17 protein-coding genes are annotated in these 18,477 nt (G+C 61.4%); 12 read left to right on the top strand and 5 right to left on the bottom strand.

Annotation, left to right across the window (positions count from 1 at the left end):
* Positions 1-436 precede the first annotated feature (436 nt).
* The 10 genes from PQR67_RS02725 to PQR67_RS02680 all read left to right on the top strand — a co-directional run bounded on the left by PQR67_RS02725 (position 437) and on the right by PQR67_RS02680 (position 9,712).
* On the top strand, positions 437-838 hold the full coding sequence (locus tag PQR67_RS02725) for a DnaJ family domain-containing protein (RefSeq protein ID WP_408454103.1): 402 nt from the start codon (positions 437-439) through the stop codon (positions 836-838).
* Positions 835-1,662, top strand: coding sequence for a tRNA adenosine(34) deaminase TadA (gene tadA / locus PQR67_RS02720; protein WP_408454100.1), 828 nt, complete (start codon positions 835-837; stop codon positions 1,660-1,662). Before PQR67_RS02725 ends, tadA begins: the two co-directional genes overlap by 4 nt.
* 27 nt (positions 1,663-1,689) lie before the next feature.
* A complete protein-coding gene (gene ldcA / locus PQR67_RS02715) occupies positions 1,690-2,616 on the top strand; it encodes a muramoyltetrapeptide carboxypeptidase (protein ID WP_408454097.1) in 927 nt (308 codons plus the stop codon).
* Positions 2,617-2,930: 314 nt separating this feature from the next.
* Positions 2,931-3,671: a GntR family transcriptional regulator gene (locus tag PQR67_RS02710; protein WP_408454094.1), complete on the top strand. Its 741-nt coding sequence runs from the start codon at positions 2,931-2,933 to the stop codon at positions 3,669-3,671.
* A 341-nt stretch (positions 3,672-4,012) separates the two neighbouring features.
* The gene (locus tag PQR67_RS02705; protein WP_408454091.1) at positions 4,013-5,497 is read left to right on the top strand and encodes an NCS1 family nucleobase:cation symporter-1; all 1,485 of its coding nucleotides are present in this window, start codon (positions 4,013-4,015) and stop codon (positions 5,495-5,497) included.
* Between the two features lie 24 nt (positions 5,498-5,521).
* Positions 5,522-6,388, top strand: coding sequence for an aspartate/glutamate racemase family protein (locus PQR67_RS02700; protein WP_408454088.1), 867 nt, complete (start codon positions 5,522-5,524; stop codon positions 6,386-6,388).
* Between the two features lie 259 nt (positions 6,389-6,647).
* Positions 6,648-7,598 carry an allantoinase PuuE gene (puuE, locus tag PQR67_RS02695; RefSeq protein WP_408454084.1) on the top strand — a complete coding sequence of 317 codons (951 nt, stop codon included), beginning with the start codon at positions 6,648-6,650 and terminating at the stop codon, positions 7,596-7,598.
* Positions 7,595-8,116 carry a 2-oxo-4-hydroxy-4-carboxy-5-ureidoimidazoline decarboxylase gene (gene uraD / locus PQR67_RS02690; RefSeq protein ID WP_408454081.1) on the top strand — a complete coding sequence of 174 codons (522 nt, stop codon included), beginning with the start codon at positions 7,595-7,597 and terminating at the stop codon, positions 8,114-8,116. The genes puuE and uraD overlap by 4 nt, the downstream gene beginning before the upstream one ends.
* A 73-nt stretch (positions 8,117-8,189) precedes the next feature.
* A complete protein-coding gene (alc, locus tag PQR67_RS02685; protein WP_063495873.1) occupies positions 8,190-9,203 on the top strand; it encodes an allantoicase in 1,014 nt (337 codons plus the stop codon).
* Positions 9,200-9,712, top strand: coding sequence for an ureidoglycolate lyase (locus tag PQR67_RS02680; protein ID WP_408454078.1), 513 nt, complete (start codon positions 9,200-9,202; stop codon positions 9,710-9,712). The genes alc and PQR67_RS02680 overlap by 4 nt, the downstream gene beginning before the upstream one ends.
* Positions 9,713-9,845: 133 nt before the next feature.
* Here PQR67_RS02680 and PQR67_RS02675 read toward each other — a convergent pair whose 3' ends face one another.
* The 4 genes from PQR67_RS02675 to uraH all read right to left on the bottom strand — a co-directional run bounded on the left by PQR67_RS02675 (position 9,846) and on the right by uraH (position 13,610).
* Positions 9,846-11,195 carry a type II toxin-antitoxin system HipA family toxin gene (locus tag PQR67_RS02675; protein ID WP_408454075.1) on the bottom strand — a complete coding sequence of 450 codons (1,350 nt, stop codon included), beginning with the start codon at positions 11,193-11,195 and terminating at the stop codon, positions 9,846-9,848.
* Positions 11,192-11,458, bottom strand: a complete 267-nt coding sequence (locus tag PQR67_RS02670; protein ID WP_408454072.1) for a helix-turn-helix domain-containing protein — start codon at positions 11,456-11,458, stop codon at positions 11,192-11,194. Before PQR67_RS02670 ends, PQR67_RS02675 begins: the two co-directional genes overlap by 4 nt.
* A 259-nt stretch (positions 11,459-11,717) precedes the next feature.
* Positions 11,718-12,911, bottom strand: a complete 1,194-nt coding sequence (locus tag PQR67_RS02665) for a urate hydroxylase PuuD (RefSeq protein WP_408454069.1) — start codon at positions 12,909-12,911, stop codon at positions 11,718-11,720.
* Between the two features lie 345 nt (positions 12,912-13,256).
* Positions 13,257-13,610 carry a hydroxyisourate hydrolase gene (uraH, locus tag PQR67_RS02660; RefSeq protein ID WP_012433320.1) on the bottom strand — a complete coding sequence of 118 codons (354 nt, stop codon included), beginning with the start codon at positions 13,608-13,610 and terminating at the stop codon, positions 13,257-13,259.
* Positions 13,611-14,138: 528 nt separating this feature from the next.
* Here uraH and PQR67_RS02655 point away from each other — a divergent pair.
* Positions 14,139-15,536 carry an 8-oxoguanine deaminase gene (locus PQR67_RS02655; RefSeq protein ID WP_408454066.1) on the top strand — a complete coding sequence of 466 codons (1,398 nt, stop codon included), beginning with the start codon at positions 14,139-14,141 and terminating at the stop codon, positions 15,534-15,536.
* Between the two features lie 73 nt (positions 15,537-15,609).
* Here PQR67_RS02655 and PQR67_RS02650 read toward each other — a convergent pair whose 3' ends face one another.
* Positions 15,610-16,542, bottom strand: a complete 933-nt coding sequence (locus PQR67_RS02650; RefSeq protein WP_172176057.1) for a LysR substrate-binding domain-containing protein — start codon at positions 16,540-16,542, stop codon at positions 15,610-15,612.
* Positions 16,543-16,793: 251 nt separating this feature from the next.
* Between PQR67_RS02650 and PQR67_RS02645 the strand changes: the two genes are divergently transcribed.
* A complete protein-coding gene (locus PQR67_RS02645) occupies positions 16,794-18,395 on the top strand; it encodes an ABC transporter ATP-binding protein (RefSeq protein WP_408454063.1) in 1,602 nt (533 codons plus the stop codon).
* Positions 18,396-18,477 lie beyond the last annotated feature (82 nt).

Genomic DNA, 18,477 nt, shown 5'->3' with positions numbered 1-18,477 from the left:
TTCCGCCCCCACCGCCGCAGAATACGCCGCAGCCTGATAGGGCGACCGACATCGCAACAACCGCCACCGTTGCACGCAGACGAGTTTTGAGAACGCGCAGTCCGGCGCGGGCAGGGCATGCAGCAAGTCTGGGACGGTTGCTCGCGGTACAAGCGGAACCTGAGTTGTCAAGGCGGTGGTCGGTCATTCCTGATTGCATGGCGTAGTTGGGCACGATAAGCGACGCGTAACGAAACGAGTCGTGCTGTTGATCGAAAGGTTTTTGTTGGTTCCGGCGGGCAGAAAGTGGCGCGGCCGCGAACCTCCCAGCCTAAGCCACGTTATGCGTCCCTAAAATACGCAAAATCTGAAAACCAGGAGGATTCGTCGGTCAGACTGCCGGAACCGTCGCGCGCTCCCTGATAGAATGCCTAGGCCGCAACGTAGTGGACTGCAGATGAAATTGCTTGATGCGTTAGTCGAACAGCGTATTGCCGCCGCAGCCGCGCGCGGCGAATTCGACGATTTGCCGGGCGCGGGTGCGCCGCTGCCCCTGGAGGACGATGTACTGGTCCCGGAGGAAGTGCGTGTCGCCAACCGGATTTTGAAAAATGCGGGTTTCGTGCCGCCGGCTGTCGAGCAGTTGCGCGCCTTGCGCGACCTGCAAGCGGAGTTGAATGCCGTGAGCGACCCCGCCACCCGCTGCCGTCTCCAGGCGCGCATGCTGGCGCTGGATATGGCACTTGAATCGCTGCGCGGCGGCCCGCTGGTCTTGCCGCGCGAATACTGCCGTCGCATTGCCGAGCGGCTTTCGGAGCGCGCCGGCAACCTCAATATGGCCGATGCGGGTCCGCGGTGAGCGAGCCGCTTGTCCACTCCGCCGCGCCAGGTCCGGAGTCCGTCGAATACCCTGAGTCGGCAGAGGCGGCTATATTGCCAGCGCCTCAGGCCGGATCTGTTGCCCCAGACGTGCCCGCATCCACGGCGAGTGACCCGGCGCTAACCGTTGTCGCCGCTACGCCGGTCGACACGCTTAATTCAGACGCATCTCCCGCGCCGTCTTTCCCCGAGCGCGATCGCCGCTTCATGGCGCTCGCCCAGGCCGCCGCCGAAGAAGCTCGCGCAGCTGGCGAAGTGCCCGTGGGCGCGGTACTCGTGCGTGGCGACCAGGTGATCGCCACGGGATTTAATCATCCGATCGGTGCTCACGACCCCTCGGCGCATGCGGAAATGATCGCGTTGCGCGCGGCTGCGCAAGCTGTCGAAAACTACCGTCTGCCGGGCTGCGAACTCTATGTGACGCTGGAACCCTGCCTGATGTGCGCCGGCGCGATCATGCATGCGCGTATCGCACGCGTCGTGTTCGGGGCGCGCGATCCGAAAACCGGGGCGTGCGGCAGTGTCGTCGATGCATTCTCGAATCCGCAGTTGAATCATCACACCACGGTGACCGGCGGCGTACTCGAAACCGAATGCGGTGCCGCGCTCAAATCGTTTTTTGCGGACCGGCGGCGCGCAAGCCGTGAAGCACGCGCGGCGGCACGGGGCGAAGCGCAAACCGCAGCAGGCGGCGAAGCACGGCCGGAGGCGCGCGCTGAAACAGGCAACGAAGCGCATGTTGAAGCACACCTCGACGCGCACGCCACAGCACACAGCAAACCGGGGTCGGCTGAGCCGCTCTAAAACAACAACGTCCAACAGGTCTTGCCAATGACCGTTCATCGCACCATTGAGCTGATTGCGCCGTCCGGCTATCCGCACGATTCCGAGGTGTTGCATCGCGCATTGCACCGCTTGCACGAGCAGGGGCATCGCGTCGAAGGTGTGGAGGTAACAAAGCGCCGCTACCTGCGCTTCGCCGGCACCGACGGCGAGCGTGCCGCCGATCTGAACCGGCTGGCCGATCCGTCGCGGGCGTTGCCGGACGTCGTGCTGGCCGTGCGTGGTGGCTACGGTGCGGCGCGCATACTGCACGGTCTCGACTACGAAGGACTGCAACGCCGGTTGACCGGTCAGCCGGTCGCGTTGGTGGGCCATAGTGACTTCACCGCAGTGCAGCTTGCTTTGCTGGCACGCGCGGGCGTGAAGACATTCGGTGGCCCGATGCTGTTGAGCGACTTCGGCGCGGAGGAACTGAGCCAGTTCACCATGCAGCACTTCTGGTCCGCGCTAAGCAATCCGACCATGACGGTAATGAGCAATGTGCCGCAAGCGCAGACTGCCGACGTGACGGGCACGCTGTGGGGTGGCAATCTGGCGGTGCTGACATCGCTGATCGGCACGCCGTACATGCCACCGGTGCAGGGTGGCATTCTGTTCCTCGAAGACGTCAACGAGCAGCCGTTCCGGCTTGAGCGGATGCTTTATCAGCTGCACCTGTCAGGTATCCTCGCGCAGCAGCAGGCGCTTGTGCTTGGCGATTTCTCCGGCAGCAAACAGTACGAATACGACAACGGCTACGACTTGCACACGATGATCGAGCAGGTGAGGTCGGTGATCGGGATTCCGGTGATTACCGGTCTGCAATTCGGCCATATTCCTAACATGCTGACGTTGCCGGTTGGCGCGGACGCGCACCTCGTCGCCAACGCGCACGGATTCAAACTGATGGTGTCAGGCTATCCGACCCTCGCCTGAAGCGGCGTGAGGCAGGGAGGCGGGCGTTTGCCCGCTTTTTTTTGAGTCAATAACGCAACTAACTGTCAATTTTTCAAGGCGCCTCCTGGCGGACCCGTCGCATATAGTTCTTCACTTTGTTGACAAAATCAGCTTGCCATAGACGGCCGTCGCTTACATTAATTAAACTCGTAGTGAAGTTCAGAAGGGCCTGTGCGCCGTATCCGCTGACGTTCAGCATCACTCCAGCCATCCGGATTGTCGAAATTAATGGCAAAAATTGTTGACAATTTTTATGTCCATTCTATGATTACCACCATACCGAGACGAACATCATGTCCGACAAAGACTCCGCCGCAGCCAATGGTTCGAAGCCCGAAGCGATCGTCGAGCGCATCCGCGCCGCGATTCTCGAGCATCGTCTGGCACCTGGCGCCAAGTTGACAGAAGCACAGTTGTGCGAAGTATTCGGCGTGAAGCGAGGTCCGATCCGGCAGGCGCTCGCCCAACTGGCGACTGACCACCTCGTCGACCTGGAACCGAATCGTGGCGCGTTTGTTGCCAGTCCGTCGCTGCAAGAAGTGCATGAGGTGTTCGAAATGCGCCGGATCATCGAACTGGCCGTGGTTGAAAAGATTTGCGGCGGTCATGGCATGCGCCGTTTGAAGAGCATCGGCAGCATGATTGGCCGCGAACGCAAAGCGTTCGAAACACGTGATTTTCCGGCGTGGATTCGTTTGTCGGGCGAATTCCATACCGAGCTGGCCGGACTCACCGGCAACACCGTGCTGTGCGATTGCCTGAATGGACTGGTGGCGCGCTCCACGCTGATTTCCGCGCTGTACGAGTCGCTCGGACGCAGCCCTTGCTCGTTCGAAGACCATGAAGCGATTCTTGCCGCGCTCGACGCCGGCGATGCCAAAGAGGCGGCGGCACTGATGTCGCGCCATTTGCAAAGCGTCGAGTTGAAGATGCTGGAGCGCCCCGTGCGTGGCGCGGCCGATCTGCACGAAGTTTTCGGCGCATTGAACGGCGCAGCGAAGGAAGCACCCAGGACCAAGTCCGCGCCAGACTGAGGCAAGCGGCCGGTGCGCACTCGTTGCTGGTACGCGCTGCACTGAACTGAACTGAACTGAATCGAATCAGGCGTTGCAAGGCGGCTCGACATGAGCGCTGCCGGCTTGTGCACGCGTGGCCGTTACGGGATGACGGTCTTGAAGTAGTAACGCATCGCCGGGAATCCGCGGCTATAGGCGATGCGATAAGCAAAAGTACATCAAGTACGGAGACAGCCGCGGCGTGGTCAACCAGTTGGCTAGAACCTTCTGTTTCCCGATCGGGAAGAAGAGGACGACTGGCATGGCCGATGCAAAGTCCTTCGATTTGCTATCGACGGTCCCTATCCCAAGGAGGAATCATGGCCCAGTTCAGTGCAGCGCCAGGCAGTCCCGCAATTTCCGCAGTTTCCGCCCACGCAGACGCGCCCAGCGATCCGCCGATACCCGCGGGCTACAGCGAGCGGCTATACAACGAAGACCTCGCGCCACTGCGCCATCAAACCTGGGGCGCCTACAACATCTTTGCGTTCTGGATGTCGGACGTGCACAGTGTCGGCGGCTATGTATTCGCGGGCAGTCTGTTTGCGCTTGGGCTGACGAGCTGGCAGGTGCTGATCGCGCTGCTGGTCGGTATTACGATCGTCAACCTGCTCTGCAACCTGATTGCCAAGCCGAGTCAGGCGAACGGCGTGCCTTATCCGGTCGCTTGCCGCGCGACGTTCGGTGTGCTCGGCGCGAATATTCCCGCGGTGATTCGCGGTTTGATCGCAGTCGCATGGTACGGAATCCAGACTTATCTGGCGTCGAGCGCGCTGGTGATCGTGGTGCTGAAGTTCGTCCCGCAACTGTTGCCGTACGCGGATGTGCATCACCACGGTTTCATGGGTCTCTCCACCCTGGGCTGGGCGGGGTTCATGCTGCTGTGGGTATTGCAGGCGCTGGTATTCTGGCACGGCATGGAAACCATCAAGAAGTTCATCGACTTCGCTGGTCCCGCGGTCTATGTGGTGATGTTCATCCTTGCCGGCTACATGGTGTATCGCGCAGGATGGCGAAACATCGGGATCAACCTGGGCGGTGTTAAGTATCACGGCATGGAAGTGGTGCCGGTAATGATCACGGCAATCTCGCTGGTGGTGTCGTACTTCTCCGGACCGATGCTGAATTTCGGCGACTTTTCGCGCTACGGTAAAAGTTTTCGCAGTGTGCAGCGGGGCAACTTCTGGGGGCTGCCGGTCAACTTCCTCGCCTTTTCGCTGGTGACGGTGGTGACGACGGCAGCCACGCTGCCGGTGTTCGGCCAACTCATTACGGACCCGGTCGAAACGGTGGGCCACATCGACTATCCGACCGCGGTCATTCTCGGGGCATTGACCTTCACGATCGCGACCATCGGCATCAACATCGTCGCTAACTTCGTGTCACCGGCTTTCGATTTTTCGAATGTCGCACCGCGTCTGATCAGCTGGCGCGCGGGCGGCATGCTCGCGGCGGTGGCATCGATCTTCATCACGCCGTGGAATCTGTTCAACAATCCGGCGGTGATTCACTACACCCTCGACGTGCTCGGTAGTTTCATTGGACCTTTGTATGGTGTCCTGATCGTTGACTACTTTCTCGTGAAACGTCAAAAGATCGTGCTTGATGATCTCTACTCGGTCTCGCCAAGCGGCTCGTACTGGTACAGCAACGGTGTCAACTACCGCGCCGTGGCTGCCTTGTTGCCGGCTGCGCTCATCGCCGTAATCTGCGTGATGGTGCCGGGGCTCGATGGGCTCGCCAATTTCTCGTGGTTTATCGGCGCGGCATTGGGTGCCGTGTTCTACCGTGTGCTCGCTCGCTGAGCCAGTGCTGCAACAGGAGTCGATATGCGCATCAAACTGATCAATCCGAATACGACGCAACGCATGACCGAAGCGATGGGCCGTTGCGCGCGTGAAGTCGCCGCCCCCGGCACCGAGGTGATCGCGGTCAATCCGACGATGGGGCCGCCGTCGATCGAGGGCTATTACGACGAAGCGCTCGCGACCCCCGGCTTGCTGGGCGAGATTCTCGCCGGTGAGCGCGAGGGCTGCGATGGTTACGTGATCGCCTGCTTTGGCGACCCCGGTTTGTACGCGGCACGCGAGTTGGCGCGCGGGCCGGTGATCGGCATCGCCGAAGCTGCGATGCATGCCGCGAGCGTGCTGGCACCGGGGTTTTCGGTGGTGACCACGCTGGCACGCACCTGCGGCATGGCCTGGCATCTCGCCGAGCGCTATGGCATGAAGCGCTTTTGCCGCAACGTGCGCGCCACCGATGTTGCCGTGCTGGACCTGGATAAGCCGGGTTCGGCGGCGCGCCGCATCATCCTCGACGAATGCCGGCGCGCGCTGGAGGAGGACGGTTCGGACGCGATCGTGCTCGGTTGCGCCGGCATGGCCGAATTGTGCGCGGAGATCGAAGATGCCTTGGGCGCGCCGGTGATCGAGGGCGTGACGGCGGCACTCAAATGGACAGAGGCACTGGTCGCGCTGCGCTTGTCGACGGCCAAGCGAGGTGACTACGCCCGGCCGCTAGCCAAGCGCTATGACGGCGCGCTGGAAGCCTTCAGTCCGGCCGATGCGGACCCAAATCTTGCGCCGCGTCGCGATTTGAACCTAAGCGCCGCGGAAAGTGCAAATTCGACCGGTTTACTTCGGGTAAACACCACGGAACGCCCGCTGGAGGCGGCTTTGCACATACATCCAGTCTGACACGCACTATCTGCCCGGGTGTATGGGCGCACCCGGGTGTTTTCGCTACACTGGTCCCACTCGGCGCTGGTACCTCGACGCTATTTTGCTGCTGCTTCTGGTGCCGCTGTTGTGGGTTGTTTCCTCCCGCGCCGGCATCCGTAACACGCAAATACGCACAAACATTCGCAAACACACGCTGAGCGCACGCAAACCCGACGTGCCTGTCACGTGAGTTCCCTGCGAATTTTACGTACCGTCATCACGCTTTCGTTAAACCATGCCACTCGACTCGAACTATCCACGCGATCTGATCGGCTACGGCCGCCACCCGGTGCAGGCGAACTGGCCGGGTCGAGCGCGTGTCGCGGTGCAATTTGTCCTGAACTACGAAGAGGGCGGTGAAAACTGCGTACTGCACGGAGATCCGGGCTCGGAGCAGTTTCTGTCGGAAATCGTTGGCGCCGCGTCCTATCCGGCGCGTCACATGAGCATGGAGTCGATCTACGAATACGGCTCGCGCGCGGGCGTGTGGCGCATTCTTCGCGAATTCGAAAAGCGCGGCCTGCCGCTCACGGTGTTCGGCGTCGGCATGGCGATCGAACGACATCCTGATCTGGGGCGGGCCTTCGTGGAACTCGGTCATGAGATCGCGTGCCACGGCTATCGCTGGATTCACTACCAGGACGTGTCGCCGGAAAAAGAAGCGGAACACATGCGTCTCGGTATGGAAGCGATCGAGCGTATCACCGGCGAACGGCCGCTCGGCTGGTATACCGGCCGCGACAGTCCCAATACGCATCGTCTGGTCGCCGAACACGGCGGCTTTCTGTACGACTCGGATTACTACGGCGACGATCTGCCGTTCTGGATGGATGTCGAGGTGACGGGCGGTGCAAAGAGCCCGCAACTGATCGTGCCGTACACGCTAGACACGAACGATATGCGCTTTGCGAGCCCGCAAGGCTTCAATACCGCCGACCATTTTTTCACGTACCTGCGCGACGCATTCGACGTGCTGTACGAAGAGGGCGACGAAGCACCGAAAATGCTGTCGATCGGCATGCACTGCCGTCTGCTCGGCCGCCCGGGGCGCTTCCGCGCATTGCAACGTTTTCTCGACCATATCGAGCAGCACGATCGCGTGTGGGTGACGCGTCGCGTCGATATCGCGCGGCACTGGCGCGAACATCACCCTTACCAACAAAACAACCGCGGGGCAGCGGCATGAAGGCGATGCAATACACTCTGGACCAACTCAACCGCACCTCGACCGACGCGTTCGTCGCAGCGCTGTCGGGCATTTTCGAGCACTCGCCGTGGGTCGCGGAAATCGCCGCGCAGCAACGGCCGTTTGCCAGCATCGGCGAGCTGCATACCAAGATGTCGAACATCGTCGAGACTGCCGGTGAAGTGAAGCAACTGGCCTTGATCAACGCCCACCCGGAGCTCGCCGGTAAGGCCGCGGTGCGTGGCGAGCTGACGGCCGAATCCACACGTGAGCAGAGCGGCGCGGGCTTGGCCCAGTGCACGCAGGAAGAATTCGACAGGCTGGTCGCGCTGAACAGCGCTTATCGTGAGAAGTTCGGTTTTCCGTTCATCCTTGCGGTGCGCGGTTATGACCGCCACGGCATCATCGCGAACTTCGAGGCGCGCGTGAACAACAGCCGCGCGGATGAACTTCGCGCCAGCCTCGATCAGATCTACCGTATCGCGCGTTTCCGACTCGACGACCTGATCGACGCGTAAGGTTTTCACCACGCGTCGCGGACTTCGAATTGAAACGTTTTTTCAGTACCAACAAACATCAAGGAAGACAAAGATGGCACTCCCGATTCTCGACCCCAACGCACCGGAATTCACGCGCCGCTATGTGAATCTGGCGGACCCGCGTCTGGGCGCGCAGGCCCTCGAGGCCAGCGACGATTTCTTCGCACCGAAGGAACGTATGCTGAATCCGGAGCCGGCCGTCTTCATTCCGGGCAAGTACGACGACAACGGCAAGTGGATGGACGGCTGGGAAACGCGCCGCAAGCGCGCCAACGGTTACGACTGGTGCGTCGTGAAGCTCGCGCGTCCGGGCGTGATCAAGGGGCTCGACCTCGACACCAGCCACTTCACGGGCAACTTTCCGCCGGCAGCGTCGGTTGAGGCTGCGCGCGTTGTAGACGGCGTGCCGAACCAGTCGACGCAATGGACCGAAATCGTCCCGTCGACCACGCTGCAAGGCAACAGTCACCACTATCACGAAGTCAGCGACGCGAACGCTTATACGCACCTGCGCGTGAATATCTACCCGGACGGCGGTATTGCGCGTCTGCGTGTGTATGGCCAGCCGCAAGTGGACTGGGCCGGCGCAAGCCGCACGGAGCAGTTCGATCTGGCCGCGATGGAAAACGGCGCGTATCTGGTCGCGGCAAATAACCAGCACTTCGGCGCTGCATCGACGATCCTGATGCCGGGCCGCGGCGTGAACATGGGCGACGGCTGGGAAACGCGCCGCCGCCGTGAACCGGGCAACGACTGGGCGATCGTCGCGCTGGCGCAACCGGGTGTGATCAGGAAGATCGAAGTCGATACGGCTCACTTCAAGGGCAACTATCCGGATCGTTGTTCGATCCAGGCCGCGTATGTAACGGGCGGCACGGACAGCTCGCTGATCACGCAAGCCATGTTCTGGCCGGTGCTGCTGGGCGAACAGAAGCTGAAGATGGACAACCAGCACTACTTTGAAAGCGAAATCGCGGCATTGGGCCCGGTCACGCACGTGCGCTTCAACATCATTCCGGACGGCGGCGTGTCGCGTCTGCGTCTGTGGGGCACACTCGCATCATGAAAACGCTGGCCATCGAACCCTTGACGAAGGAAGCGTTCGCCGCGTTCGGCGACGTGATCGAACTCGAAGGCGCGAAGCAGATTCCGATCAATCTCGGCACCACGATCCGCTATCACGATCTTGCGAAAGTGGACGTGACCGACGAGAGCGGCCGCACGCTGGTGAATCTGTTTCGCGGGCAGCCGCGCACGTTGCCGTTCGAGGTGAAAATGCTCGAACGGCATCCGCTGGGCAGCCAGGCCTTCGTGCCGTTGAACGACAAGCCGTATCTGGTGGTCGTGGCGCCGGCGGGCGAGTTGAACCCGCAACAGATCCGCGCGTTCGTGACGAGCGGCTGGCAGGGTGTGAACTATGCGAAGGGTGTCTGGCACCATCCGCTGATCGCATTGGGCGACGTGAGCGACTTTATCGTCGTCGATCGTGGCGGCGACGGACTCAACCTGAACGAGCTGGATCTGGCCGAGTCGCTCTGGCTCACTGAAGACGCATTGAGCGCGGTGAGCGTTTGAGGTCGTTGCTTTAGGTTGCCTTAGGTTGCTTCAGCGACTACGTTGAGCAGCTTGATTATAAAAAAGCCCACAGTGTCATGCTGTGGGCTTTTTCATTCGCGGACCACCACGCCGCAGGGCGCAATCTCGCCGGTCAGTTTCGCTTGCTGAGAAGCGGTGAACGCCCGATGACTTCACGCGCATGTTCGGCCGGCTCCGGTGCGGAAAATCCCGCCGCTTCGATTGCCGGTTTGAGCCCCTTGAATTGCAAGCTCTTCTTAGGCGATCGCAATGTCGACATACCGTCGTCCCACGCATGCAGCATCTGCTTGGCGACGTTGCGCCACTGCGGCTCGTTGCGCGCCGCTTCAATCAACTCGTGACCGACGGCGACGGCCGAGTCGCACAATGCTTCGACCATCTGCGCGTATTGCCGCGGTGCGATTCCCATGCGCGTATTGAAAAATCGTTCGAGCGTTTTGCCGGCCGCCCAGGTTTTACGTCCGTCGATCGGCAGGCCCGGCGGATTGGCCGCGAAACGCGGATAAGCCTGCGTCGTGACGATGTCGTAGACGGGCGTAAACGCGACGTCGTCCACGGACGTGTAAAACAACGCGACATTCTTGGTGTGGCAGTCCGCGTTGCGCACGACGTAGTTCGTCAGCAAGTGCCAGCCGAGATGCTCGAATTGCTGCCGCATGCTGTCGCGATCGAGCAGGTAGGCACGTGCGGCCTTGAGCATCTTTTCGCTGGTCGAATTGTATTTTTCGTGCGGTGGCAAGCCCAATAGACCGCACATGTCTTCCACGCCGTAGGCGGGCAGTCCATGCGCATCCACGTCGAAACGCTCGACGATCAACGCGCGCCCATCGTCCGACATCTGCGTGCGCGCGACCGGCGCTACGCCGAGCCGTTCGAGCACGCGCATCGAGTAGAACTCGTTGAAGCCGAGAAACGGCGTATTGTCGTCGGAACCTTTGACGATGTGGCGGCTCGTTCGGATTGTTGGTTTGCCGAGCGGCATCGGCACGGACGCGCCGGAAGCTTCGGCCTGCGGCGCGATGAATTTCGGCACGGCGCCCGAGATGGCCGCGCGCGCATATTCGCGCACCAGCGAAGCGAAATGTTCGGCGGTGTTGTCGCCGTGCAGGATATCCCGCACATCTAGCGCTTGCAGATCGGTGCCGGGCACGACGCCTTCGGGCGTCACGGTGACGCGGCCAATTCCCATGGCGCCGACTACGGCAAGCAGCGACAGATCGGTGCCGTCGAGCAGAGGGCCGAATTGCTCGCGGATCAGATTCAGCAGATAGCCTTCTGGCAGGTTCTGGCGAAAAAACGGATGCAGGTCGCGTGGCCAGCGCCAGGCTTCTTCGCGTACCGGCATGGTCAGACTGACGAAGTCGGCCGCCGTCGCGTTACGGTCGTATTTGAGGACGTAGTCGTCGCGCTCGCGAAATAGCGTAGCGACGTGCTTGCCCAGTACCTGAACGTCGAGCCTCATGCGTCCGCGTCCGGCATGCGTTGTTCAGCCAGGATATCGTCGAGCGTTCTCCCGTGACCGTGCTCGACGAACTTGAGGTCGTAGCCGGCCGCTTCGAGCAGGCGCACGAGTACCGACACGCTCATATCGTTTTTGGCGAGCGTTTCCATGCGCGCGACAGTGGTACGGGCGACGCCTGCGCGGCGCGCCAATTCCTCTTGCGACAGATGGCTTTCGCGCCGAACGGCCTTCAACATGTCCGATACGTCAGCGAGATTGGTCATTTGTAGCCCCAGGGCGTCAAATTGGAAAGTATTGGTGATATTGTAGCCCATAAGACACAATTCATTTTTATGATTTTGTGTCTCATGGGCTACATTTTATCGAATATCATTGATTTTGTGTCTCATGGGCTACAATTTGCCTTGTCGTTCTGATAAACCATTCGAACCGAACGATCAACAAAAAAGCGGGCTTCCCGCTCACGCGAAAAGCCCGCTTCATGCTGCTTTGCCAAGCCGGGCAACACGCCCGGCCGGTTCATTACTTCACCGCACCGCCTTCGAACCACGCGGCGATCTTCATCCGCTCGTCGTCGGTCATGTGCGTGACGTTGCCCAGCGGCATCGCCTTCAACGTCACCGCCTGCTGATAGATCCGCTGTGCGTTCTGCGAGATTTCGTCCGGCGTGTCCAGCAATACGCCAGCCGGCGCGCTGCCCATCATTGTCGGATGGGCGGAGTGGCATGCCACGCAGCGTTGTTGCAGCACCGGCGCAATCTCAGCCACTGTGACCTTCGGCGCGTTCGCGGCTTGCGCTTGCGGCACGATCGGCTTCGGCATTGTCGAGAAGAGGGCGGCGAACATCAGCACGATACCAACCAGCGGCAGATACCACAGCACCTGGCCACGGTGACGCATCACGAAGAACTGGCGAATCAGCGCGCCGGCCAGCATGATCATCAGGAGCACGACCCAGTTGTACTGATTCGTGTACGTCATCGCGTAGTGGTTCGACAGCATCGCGAACACCACCGGCAGCGTGAAATACGTGTTGTGCACCGAACGCTGCTTGCCGCGCTTGCCGTAAATCGGATTCGGCGTTTCGCCCTTGAGCATCGAGGCAACCATCTTGCGCTGACCCGGGATGATCACGAAGAACACGTTCGCCGACATGATCGTGGCCAGCATCGCGCCCATGATCAGGTAAGCCGCGCGGCCCGCAAAAATATGGCACGCCAGGTACGCCGCAATCACCACATAAACGCCGACGCAGATGCCGAGCACCTTGTCCTTATTGCCGAGGAGGCGGCACAGCGAGTCATAGACGATCCAGCCCGCGGCGAGGAAGCCGAGTGCCGAAGCAACCGCGACCACCGGACCCATGTCGAGCACGTTCTTGTCGATCAGGTAGGTGGACGGCGACATCAGATACAGCACCGTGAAGAGGCTCGCGCCCGACAGCCACGTGGTGTACGACGGCCACTTGGACCAGTGCAGGTCGTCCGGCATTTCCGGCGGTGCGACGGTGTACTTCTGCATGTTGTAGAAGCCGCCGCCGTGCACGTGCCACAACTCGCCGAATACACCGCGCTTGCGCTGGTTCGGGTCCGTAGGCGGTTTCAGGCTGTTGTCGAGCGCGACGAAATAGAACGATTCGCCGATCCAGGCGATGGCGACGATGACGTGAAACCAGCGCAATGCCAGATTCAGCCAGTCAGTGATAAAGCCTTCCATGAACTCCTCCACTTCTGATTCGTTGTACGCGCAGCGACGGTGCCTTGATTGCGCGTTTGGCGACCCGGTAGTCGGGTTGCCGGCATGCACGGTGTTGCTGCGCAGACTGCGGGGTGTCCCCTAAGGGGACTTCTTTTGGGCTTCGCCCCTTCAGGGCGAAAGATGCGGTGCGCTCAGTTCGCGCCGCGCCGTTTTTTATTGGAACTTCGGGTCGAGTCGCTCGCGTTCGATTGCGCTTCGCGGGCGTCTCCAAGGATCCGCACAGTGCAATCGGGCGCGCTCGCAAATACAGCGCGACTTCAACCTTGTCTTCCTCCAGCACCTATCGATAGACGCTCCGTGCGCCTAGCTGCCCCGGTAGGTGCTGTACGACCACGGCGATACCAGTAGTGGCACGTGATAGTGCGCACCGGCATCGGCCACGCCGAAACGCAACACAACGCGGTCGACGAAACGCGGCTCCGGCACCTTCGTGCCGATCGATGCAAAGTAATCGCCGGCGCCGAACACGAGTTCGTATTCGCCTGCAACCAGTGCGTCGCCTTCGAGCAGCGGCTGGTCGCAGCGGCCGTCGTCATTGGTGGTGGTGGTTTTGAGCGCGCGGCGGGTGTCGCCGGAGAGCGCAAAGAGTTCGACCTTAATGCCCGCGCCAGGACGGCCGTTCGCGGTGTCGAGCACATGGGTAGTGAGCTTTCCCATTCGCAATTTTCCTTATGTGAATGCGAGGTTTCGGCGGCGGCCCGATCCAGAATACGTTGCGGCGGATCGAGGCTCCACGTCAGTGGCTACATACCCGTCGGCGAATTGAAGCGAGCGCCGTGGCAGCCATTGTAAAAAGGATGTTCACGTCAGCGCACGCGAGATAGGAAAGATAATACCTGGCGCATGACAGACAGCTTGCTGAAAGCCGCATCGAGTCCATTGGTTCGACTATTGCGGTGCATTTAGTCGTATCCGCGGATCGTACCGGCGCCAAAAAAGGCCCACTATATTGGCAGCGTGAGGTTGGGTATCGCACGGGTGCGAGTTGTCAGCATTATTTTGACCGTCGAAGGTTACACCTGTGCGCCGCAGCAAACACAAGTGAAGCGCGGCACACCCCGAAGACGGCGGACCTACGCCGGGTAACCGGGCCAACGGCGTTCGACGGGACGCGGCGGCACGGTTGGCGTGCCGTCACATCGCGTTCGAACGACTTTGCACGGAAGCAATGAAGCGGAGAAACGAATGACGATGGAGCAGGCGGCGATGATGCCAAACAAGCCGAAGAAAACGATGCTGGTGAAGCACGCGGACGTGCTGGTCACCATGGACGGCGCCCGGCGCGAACTGCGCGACGGCGGCCTCTATATCGAGGACAACCGCATCGTCGCGGTCGGACCGACGGCGGAACTGCCGCAAACAGCGGACGAAGTGCTGGACATGCGCGGCCACCTGGTGATTCCAGGGCTGGTGAACACGCACCACCATATGTATCAGAGCCTGACGCGGGCGATTCCGGCGGCGCAGAACGCCGAGTTGTTCGGCTGGCTGACCAACCTCTACAAGGTGTGGGCGAATCTCACACCGGAGATGATCGAAGTCTCGACGTTGACGGCGATGGCCGAGCTGTTGCTGTCCGGTTGCACGACTTCAAGTGACCATTTGTATATCTACCCGAACGGCAGCCGCCTCGACGACAGCATCGTCGCGGCGCAGCGGATCGGCATGCGTTTTCATGCGGCGCGCGGCAGCATGAGCGTGGGGCAGAAAGACGGCGGTTTGCCGCCGGATTCGGTGGTCGAGCGTGAAGCGGACATTCTGAAGGACACGCAGCGTCTGATCGAGACGTATAACGACGAAGGGCGTTACGCGATGTTGCGCGTCGTGGTGGCGCCGTGCTCGCCGTTCTCGGTGAGCCGCGATCTGATGCGCGAATCGGCGGTGATGGCGCGGCATTACGGCGTGTCGCTGCACACGCACCTGGCGGAGAACGTCAACGACATCGCGTACAGCCGTGAGAAGTTTGGTATGACCCCGGCCGAGTACGCGGAAGATCTCGGCTGGGTCGGTCACGATGTATGGCATGCGCACTGTGTGCAACTCGACGACGCGGGCATCGAACTGTTTGCCCGCACGGGCACCGGCGTCGCGCATTGCCCGTGTTCGAACATGCGGCTCGCGTCGGGGATTGCGCCGGTCAAGCGGATGCGTCTCGCCGGTGTGCCGGTTGGTTTGGGCGTCGACGGCTCGGCGTCGAACGACGGCGCGCAAATGGTCGCGGAAGTGCGTCAGGCGTTGCTGCTGCAACGGGTCGGGTTTGGGCCGGACGCGATGACCGCGCGTGAAGCGCTGGAGATTGCGACGCTAGGTGGCGCGAAGGTATTGAACCGCGACGACATCGGCGCTCTCGCGCCGGGCATGGCGGCGGATTTCGTGTCCTTCGATCTGCGTCAGCCGCTGTTTGCGGGCGCGTTGCACGATCCGGTGGCGGCCCTGGTGTTCTGCGCCCCCTCGCAGGTGAGCCATAGCGTGATCGGCGGCAAGGTGGTGGTGAGGAATGGTCAGTTGACGACGCTGGAACTCGGAACGGTCATCGAGCAGCACAACCGCCTGGCTAAAACGCTTTACGAAGCGGCGGCGTAACGGCAGCGGCAGCGGCAAGGTAGGTCTGTCGGCATCCACGGAAACGGGATGCCGACAGACCGCAACGCAAGGATCAGGGCTTGTCGATCAGCGTCTTGGTTGCTTCGGCGACCAGACTGCGCAGCCAGCGCACTTCGTCGGAGTAATGCACGCGTTCGTGCCACAACTGGTAGTACTGCATCGGCGGGAAATCGAGCGGCGCGGGCACCACCGTCAGCGGCAGGAATTTGGCGTAGTAATCGGCAAACAGGCGCGTGGTCGTGAAGATCAGATCGGACTTGATCAGCACGTAAGGCGCAAGATTGAAGTACGGCAACGTGACGACCACGTGACGTTTTAACCGTTCACGCGCGAGATGCACGTCGATCGCGCCCCGTTGGCCCACCGAGTAAGGAGTAGGCGCAAGATGCGGCGCATTCAGGTACTGGTCGAGCGTCAGCCCGCCGCGTTTGGCGAACGGATGCGCGTTGCTCATCAGACAGACGATCTGATCGACGAACAGATTCGACAGGTGCAATTGCTCCGGCGGCTCGGGCCAGTTGCCGACCACGGTGTCGAGCTTGCCGTCCTCGAGCGCGAGTTCGTAGTCGAACGCCGGCCCGAGCGAGTGAAATTCGAGCGTCGCGTTCGGCGCGGCCTGACGAAAGCGTTCGACCACGGTCGGCACGAACAGCACGTTCAGGTAGTCCGGGCAGCCGATCCGATAGCAACGGATCGACGTGGCCGGGTCGAAGTTGTGCTGCTGGAACTTGATGCGCTCGATCTCGCGCAGCGCGTTTTGCACCGGTTCGAGCAGGCGCAGGCCGTACTCGGTCGGCACCATGCCGGATTTGCCGCGCACCAGCAGCGGGTCGCCGGTGATGTCGCGCAAACGGCGCAGTGCCGCGCTAATGGCGGGTTGCGATTGATTCAGTTTGACGGCCGCGCGTGTGACGCTGCGTTCCATCAATAAGGTGTGCAAGACGCGTAATAGATACGTATCGATCGCCTCGCGTTGCTGGCTCATGACTTCTCCGAAATATATGTTCTGGCTGATCGAACGGGCGTGGGTGTATATGGCTTTTAATATGAACACAAAGCCACGTCAAGAGTGGGATACCCGCAGAGCGCGCTGCGGCGGGGGTTTGCGGGGAATTTTGACGGCTCGACTGAGCGGGTCGAATTAGGTATTGTCATCCGGTTGTGGTGACGGATCGCCCGCTGAAGGGGTGGCCGCACGCGCTGTAACCGGCAGTCTCTGACGTACTACGGAATCACATGAGCGACTCTTCTTATAGCGACGGCGCCGCCGCGCAGCCGGCAAACAGGCCGGAACAGGCGGCGCCCCGGTTGATGCTTCAGGGCATCACCAAACAATACCCCGCCGTGCGCGCCAACGACGACGTCACGTTGATCGTCGCGCCGGGTGAAATCCATGCTGTGCTCGGCGAAAACGGCGCCGGCAAAAGCACGCTGATGAAAATTATCTATGGCGCGGTGCGTCCCGACGCCGGCGAGATCCGCTGGGAAGGTCAGCCAGTCGAGATCACCAGTCCGGCGGCGGCGCGCAAGCTCGGCATCGGCATGGTGTTCCAGCACTTTTCGCTGTTCGAGACGCTCACGGTCGGCGAAAACATCGCGCTCGCGCTCGATGAACCGTTCGATCTGAAGACACTGGCGAAGCGCATTCGTGAAGTCTCCGCCGACTACGGTCTCGACATCGACCCGCAGCGTCACGTGCATAGCTTGACCGTTGGCGAGCGGCAACGCGTCGAAATCGTGCGTTGTCTGCTCCAGAACCCACGTCTCCTGATCATGGACGAACCGACTTCGGTGCTCACGCCGCAAGCGGTCCGCAAGCTCTTCGAGACGCTCCGGCGTCTCGCGGCGGAAGGTTGCAGCATCCTCTACATCAGCCACAAGCTCGACGAAATCCAGGCGCTGTGCGACACCGCCACGGTCATGCGCGGTGGCCGGGTGACCGGCCACGTGACGCCGAAAGAAGAGACGCATGCGTCGCTCGCGCAGTTGATGGTCGGCCATTCGCTGCCCGATTACACGCGGCGCGAGCATAAGCCGGGCGCCGTGCTGCTGGATGTGAAACAGTTGTCGGTGGAGAGCGACGATCCATTCGGCACCTCGCTCGACAACGTGTCGTTCGGCGTGCATGCCGGCGAAATCTTCGGCATCGCGGGTGTGTCTGGCAATGGCCAGGCCGAATTGCTGTCGGCGCTCTCGGGTGAGAAGCGCGGCACGCGCGCCGATGCGGTCACGATCTGCGGCAAGGCGGCGGGACGCCTCGGCGCAGGTGGACGACGCGCGCTCGGGTTCGGCTTCGTGCCGGAAGAGCGTCTCGGCCGCGGTGCGGTGCCGGCGATGAGCCTGTCGGAAAACGCGCTGCTTACCGCGCATCGTCAGCAGATGGTCAATGCCGGCTGGATCAAGGCCGGCGCGATGCGCGCCTTCGCGAGACGCTGCATCGAAGCCTTCGACGTGCGGTGCGGCGGCTCGGAAGCGCTGGCGCAAAGTCTCTCGGGCGGCAATCTGCAGAAGTACATCATGGGACGCGAGATTCTCCAGGCACCCAAGGTGTTGGTCGTCGCGCAGCCAACCTGGGGTGTCGACGTCGGCGCGGCAGCGTTTATTCGTCAGCAGTTGCTCGACCTGTCGGCGCGCGGCGTGGCGATTCTGGTGATCTCCGAAGAACTGGAGGAGTTGTTCGATATCTGCGATCGCATTGCGGTGCTTGCAGGCGGCAGACTCTCGCCGGTGCGTGCCACGGGGGCGACCAACGCCGAGGAAATCGGCCGCTGGATGGCGGGCCTGTTCGGGGAGCGCGAGGGCGCGCCGCCGTCGGCGGAACAGCCGGCGCATGCCTGATCAGATGCCCGACCGGATAGCGTCGACGCTAAAGCACCATAAGCACTGTAAGCACCAGAACCAGATAGAAGCACTTACATAA

Origin of the sequence: Paraburkholderia fungorum (assembly GCF_046026025.1) — a bacterium.
In the GTDB taxonomy this organism is placed as follows: Bacteria; Pseudomonadota; Gammaproteobacteria; order Burkholderiales; family Burkholderiaceae; genus Paraburkholderia; species Paraburkholderia fungorum_E.
Note: the sequence above shows the minus strand (reverse complement) of the source record. Positions and strands in the feature narration are given on the sequence as shown.

What these genes read in the sequence shown, in the direction of transcription:
- PQR67_RS02650 (WP_172176057.1), bottom strand. Translation starts at nt 16,542, where the DNA reads ATGAGCCAGCAACGCGAGGCGATCGATACGTATCTATTACGCGTCTTG.
- PQR67_RS02665 (WP_408454069.1), bottom strand. Translation starts at nt 12,911, where the DNA reads ATGGAAGGCTTTATCACTGACTGGCTGAATCTGGCATTGCGCTGGTTT.
- PQR67_RS02725 (WP_408454103.1), top strand. Translation starts at nt 437, where the DNA reads ATGAAATTGCTTGATGCGTTAGTCGAACAGCGTATTGCCGCCGCAGCC.
- PQR67_RS02705 (WP_408454091.1), top strand. Translation starts at nt 4,013, where the DNA reads ATGGCCCAGTTCAGTGCAGCGCCAGGCAGTCCCGCAATTTCCGCAGTT.
- ldcA (WP_408454097.1), top strand. Translation starts at nt 1,690, where the DNA reads ATGACCGTTCATCGCACCATTGAGCTGATTGCGCCGTCCGGCTATCCG.
- PQR67_RS02670 (WP_408454072.1), bottom strand. Translation starts at nt 11,458, where the DNA reads ATGACCAATCTCGCTGACGTATCGGACATGTTGAAGGCCGTTCGGCGC.
- PQR67_RS02700 (WP_408454088.1), top strand. Translation starts at nt 5,522, where the DNA reads ATGCGCATCAAACTGATCAATCCGAATACGACGCAACGCATGACCGAA.
- uraD (WP_408454081.1), top strand. Translation starts at nt 7,595, where the DNA reads ATGAAGGCGATGCAATACACTCTGGACCAACTCAACCGCACCTCGACC.
- PQR67_RS02645 (WP_408454063.1), top strand. Translation starts at nt 16,794, where the DNA reads ATGAGCGACTCTTCTTATAGCGACGGCGCCGCCGCGCAGCCGGCAAAC.
- puuE (WP_408454084.1), top strand. Translation starts at nt 6,648, where the DNA reads ATGCCACTCGACTCGAACTATCCACGCGATCTGATCGGCTACGGCCGC.
- alc (WP_063495873.1), top strand. Translation starts at nt 8,190, where the DNA reads ATGGCACTCCCGATTCTCGACCCCAACGCACCGGAATTCACGCGCCGC.
- uraH (WP_012433320.1), bottom strand. Translation starts at nt 13,610, where the DNA reads ATGGGAAAGCTCACTACCCATGTGCTCGACACCGCGAACGGCCGTCCT.
- PQR67_RS02680 (WP_408454078.1), top strand. Translation starts at nt 9,200, where the DNA reads ATGAAAACGCTGGCCATCGAACCCTTGACGAAGGAAGCGTTCGCCGCG.
- PQR67_RS02655 (WP_408454066.1), top strand. Translation starts at nt 14,139, where the DNA reads ATGACGATGGAGCAGGCGGCGATGATGCCAAACAAGCCGAAGAAAACG.
- PQR67_RS02675 (WP_408454075.1), bottom strand. Translation starts at nt 11,195, where the DNA reads ATGAGGCTCGACGTTCAGGTACTGGGCAAGCACGTCGCTACGCTATTT.
- PQR67_RS02710 (WP_408454094.1), top strand. Translation starts at nt 2,931, where the DNA reads ATGTCCGACAAAGACTCCGCCGCAGCCAATGGTTCGAAGCCCGAAGCG.